This is a genomic window from Pseudomonas sp. GD03903 (assembly GCF_029840045.1).
GTDB classification, from domain to species: domain Bacteria; phylum Pseudomonadota; class Gammaproteobacteria; order Pseudomonadales; family Pseudomonadaceae; genus Pseudomonas; species Pseudomonas pseudonitroreducens.
In genome coordinates this window covers 1-3700 of sequence record NZ_JAOCBT010000052.1, presented here as the reverse complement: position 1 = coordinate 3700, position 3700 = coordinate 1, and the positions used below count along the sequence as shown (strand labels likewise).

7 protein-coding genes are annotated in these 3700 nt (G+C 62.4%); all 7 read right to left on the bottom strand.

Translation table 11 applies throughout. The annotated features are described in order from the left end of the window. Positions 1–49: 49 nt before the first annotated feature. Positions 50–421, bottom strand: coding sequence for a hypothetical protein (locus N5C91_RS31745; protein WP_279834487.1), 372 nt, complete (start codon positions 419–421; stop codon positions 50–52). Beyond that, positions 418–933, bottom strand: coding sequence for a hypothetical protein (locus tag N5C91_RS31740; RefSeq protein ID WP_279834485.1), 516 nt, complete (start codon positions 931–933; stop codon positions 418–420). The genes N5C91_RS31745 and N5C91_RS31740 overlap by 4 nt, the downstream gene beginning before the upstream one ends. Before the next feature lie 41 nt (positions 934–974). After that, positions 975–1397, bottom strand: coding sequence for a tail fiber assembly protein (locus N5C91_RS31735; RefSeq protein WP_279834484.1), 423 nt, complete (start codon positions 1395–1397; stop codon positions 975–977). After that, positions 1394–2311: a hypothetical protein gene (locus N5C91_RS31730; RefSeq protein WP_279834482.1), complete on the bottom strand. Its 918-nt coding sequence runs from the start codon at positions 2309–2311 to the stop codon at positions 1394–1396. Before N5C91_RS31730 ends, N5C91_RS31735 begins: the two co-directional genes overlap by 4 nt. Before the next feature lie 9 nt (positions 2312–2320). Beyond that, a complete protein-coding gene (locus tag N5C91_RS31725) occupies positions 2321–2995 on the bottom strand; it encodes a hypothetical protein (protein WP_279834479.1) in 675 nt (224 codons plus the stop codon). Next, positions 2992–3282 carry a hypothetical protein gene (locus tag N5C91_RS31720; RefSeq protein ID WP_279834478.1) on the bottom strand — a complete coding sequence of 97 codons (291 nt, stop codon included), beginning with the start codon at positions 3280–3282 and terminating at the stop codon, positions 2992–2994. Before N5C91_RS31720 ends, N5C91_RS31725 begins: the two co-directional genes overlap by 4 nt. Further along, positions 3279–3700, bottom strand: a 422-nt coding sequence (locus N5C91_RS31715) for a DUF1983 domain-containing protein (RefSeq protein ID WP_279834477.1), incomplete at its 5' end; no start/stop codon positions are given. The genes N5C91_RS31715 and N5C91_RS31720, both read right to left, overlap by 4 nt.

The window sequence follows — 3700 nt, the reverse complement described above, 5'->3', positions numbered from 1 at the left end:
ACCTGGCCGGCGCATCCTGCCAGCGCAACCACCAACACCAGAAGCCACTTCATAGCCCCAACTCCTTGTCGATCAGGGCCTCGGCCACCGCGGCCGGGTCGCCATCGGCGCGCTCCTGCTGCAGCCGCTGGGCAGCGGCGTAGTGCTGGGCGGCCTGCTGCTGCGCGTCGGCGACGGCCTGAGCCGCCTTCGCCTGCCGCTGCTCGGCCTGATTGGCCAACTCGCCAAGCTTGGCGCCCTGCTCCTTGGCCAGCTCTTCCAGGTTGCTGCGAGCGGCCACGCACTGGCCCTTCTCCTTGTTGGCTGCATCGAGTTGCGGCCGGTAGTGGCCGGCAGTCATCCACGCCCCGAGGCCTGCGCCGGCGGCGATCAGCAGCAGGGCGGCCAGCACCACGGCGAGGAACTTCCACTGGCCAGTCACTGGGTCGCCTCCAGTGCCGCGGCGTAGCCGGCCGCCCACTTCTTCCGCAGCTCGGCGCGCTTGGCAGGGGTCCCCTTGTCGTAAGCGCCGGGGCGCCAGGTCCTGAGGTACAGGTCCCAGGCGCCTGATTCGTCGCCCAGCTCCGGCAGGCGCGCCGGGTCGGTATACAGCAGCAGGCGCGCCAAGCCGGCAGCCAGGATGTCGTCGTGCTCGATGGCCTTCCAGACGTCAGGCGCGGCAGGGGCAACGCCGCGAACGACGCACAGGCCGGTGGCCAATTCGCGAACGCTGTCGACGCGGTAGCGCAGCAGGCCGGTAACCATGCCGCCGCCCTGCTCCGCCTGCCAGAGCGATCGCGCGGGGCCGGTGGGCCATTGCCGGCGGCGCTGGTCCGGGTCTTCCTGGCGCGTGATGGCCAGCAGCATGACGATCGCCTGCGGGCTTTCCATTTTCGCAGGCAGCAGCAACAGCGCCGGCTCGATGATCGAGCGGCGCACGGAACGAAGGTCCATGATTTTCTCCAGGCGAAAAAAAGCCCGCGCTTGGCGGGCTGTCAGTGTTCTTGCGTTGGGGGTGATGGCCATTCAACGACCTCCGGCCACCCTGGCTGGCTGTCGACGCGATTCAGCGCAACGCGATAGCGCTTCCATTGAGTGAGCAGTGCGGCTTCTTCCTCCGTTGCTTCGTCAAGGTCCACAGCATCCTGCAAAGGGGCGATTTGATAATCAGCGGCCTCCCGGAGAATGCTCTGAATGCGCCGTTGTGATTCTTCAGTGGGCGCCGTGGGAGCCCCCTCCTCTACCCACTCGCCACCTATCCATTCCCCGCGCGCCGTTCGTGTACCCGCATATCGGCCTTTGAACAACCCATCAGGGGCAAGGTCGGCCGTCCAGTTATCCACACCGGGACCATCGTCCACCAGGAAGAGGTCACCAACCCAGTAGCCCGCCTCATCCAGTTCATTGAGCTTGATCACTGCGGAATCCTTATGCCGTCCAATGAGAAGTAGGCGTTACCCCCAAGATAGGGAATGACGTAACCAGGTGACATGATGCGAAGGCTCGCAAATGCATCGCCGGAGTTCGCTGGCAAAATCAAGTCGCGCTGATAGGCTCCGGCCGGCAACACGAAGGCAGCGCTATTAGGACCGGGTGTTCCAGACTTGAGAAAACCGCGCAGTTCGACCGCTCCCGGCACGGTTCGATACTGCACCGGCGCAGAGGTAGAGAATGACTGCCAGCCATTTAGCAGAGTTGGCGTGGTCCACGGCCCAACGAAAGCGTCCGCGAAAAGAGTTTCCTTCCAGCCAAGCCAGCCGACTCCGGCGATGTATCGGTTGCTGAAGCGTCGCGAAGGGCTGGCGTTCGTCAATCCCTCGACACCTAGGTCAGCCACGACACCGTTGTATCGCTTGGTGTATGTGCACAGAAACCCCACACCCGCAACCGGCAAATCGGTGCATGCCCCAGTGAACTGGTATACGCCGTTGTCATACGCCCCCAGCGCGCTTCCGCTGGTCACTTCTTTGGCAACGATCATTTCTAAAGCAGCCTTCGCGGCGTCCGGAGTTGCTGCAGTAGCCCAGGGTTTGATGCTCGCCAGCGTGGTCCCGTACTGGTTGACGAAACCTCTCAGCGCATCCGCGGAGTCCTTCACGTAACCTTGCATGGGCGCGATGGCATAGCTTCCGGCTGCGTTGTTCGCCCCCTGATAGTTGGGCTTGATCGAGAAGACCGTGGCGCTAGCCACATTGGTGACCTCGTACCAGAGACCGTCAGGCCCACGGAAGGCATCACCCACGCGAGCATTCGCCGAAAAGGCGGTCCCCGATCCGGTTACGGTCGGGCTGTTGTTGGTCACCGAAACGGTGCCCGCGGAATACCAGGGCATGACCCCTCCTCAATTCACCATGACCAGCGGCCAGTTGAAATTATTAATTGCAGGCAGGCCGAGACCCAGCCGCATTGCAAAAGCGTTCATCTGCGTCTTGGCGTTCCCGTTGACAAAGCCAACGCCCATCTCCGCCACGTTTGGCGGAAACGAGAACATGGCCATGAAGTGGCTAGCCAAGACGTAGGAGCCCGCCACGTAGGGGCTCCCCCAGGTGTCAGTCGTCCAGTTGCCCTGATAGCTCCCGTTGTAGCCAACCTTCGACCAGGTTTGTGCACCGGAGATAATCCGCAGCACCTGGCGGTTGCTATCGAAGAGCAAGCGATTGCTCGCATCGAATACCTGCAGCCCATACCCACCCGTGCGAGGAAGGTACAGGGCCGCTGCCTTGTACTGGCCAGATCGCACGATGCCGGAGAATCCGCCATCGGCGTAGAGCAGTGCCGTCCACCCGGTCCAGTTGCCCGGACCGCCCAGATTGCGCATGTATCGCAGGATGTGAGCGCCATCGGGCCGTACAAAGACCGCCGGCGGATTAGGGCTGTTGATCGCGACCGGATAGGAGACTGTCACCGTTCCGCTCGAGCCGTCGTAACTACCGGCCGCCACCTCCATGTAGCAGGGGTAGTTGTCGTCGATCTGCACTTGCCCCGAGTTGCCGATAAAAAGTGCGCCGTAGCTCATGAAAACATCACCGCGTTGAGGTAATTAGTTCCGGACGAAGGCGTGTTGGAAAGCACCGTTACCGTGCTTCCGGACACGGTATAGCGGGGGGCATAGGTCGAGCCGCTGCCTGCCCACGCCGTATCGATCCAGACCGCGCCGCGGGCCGAGTCGAAGCCCGGGATCACAAAGTCCTGAGCGTTTCCCGAATTCGGTATCGCGATGCGATACACCATCCGGCAGGTGAGGGAATTGCTATCGAAAGACAGCCCGCCCCCACCATCGAACACCTGCAGTCCGTAACTCATACGTCGAGGTTCCCCAGCTGCACGCGGCGCACGCCGTTCGCGTCAAATACCTTCATCGCCTCGGCAGTCATCTGCATTCGCCCTCCGCCGCCTGCGCTGTTCAGCAGGAAGGAGCCGGCCTTGTTCAGTTGCCATAAGGGCTGGCCATTGCTGCCCAGGGCATTGGACTGGATGACATCGCCGATCTTGGCGTTGGTAATGCTCGCGTCCTGGATCATCGCGCTGTTGATAAACATCTGGCCGCCGACGATCGAGACCGGAGCTACCGCCTGGCCTGTTGAGCTGTTGAAGAACAGGAAACGGTCAGCCTGGAATGCAAGGCTCGTGTAGTTCTGGCTGCTGTCGTAGCCGAGCTGCCAGCCCGAAACGAAGCGCTGACCACCCGAAGAGACGTCCAGCTTGACGCTCCACATCGCCT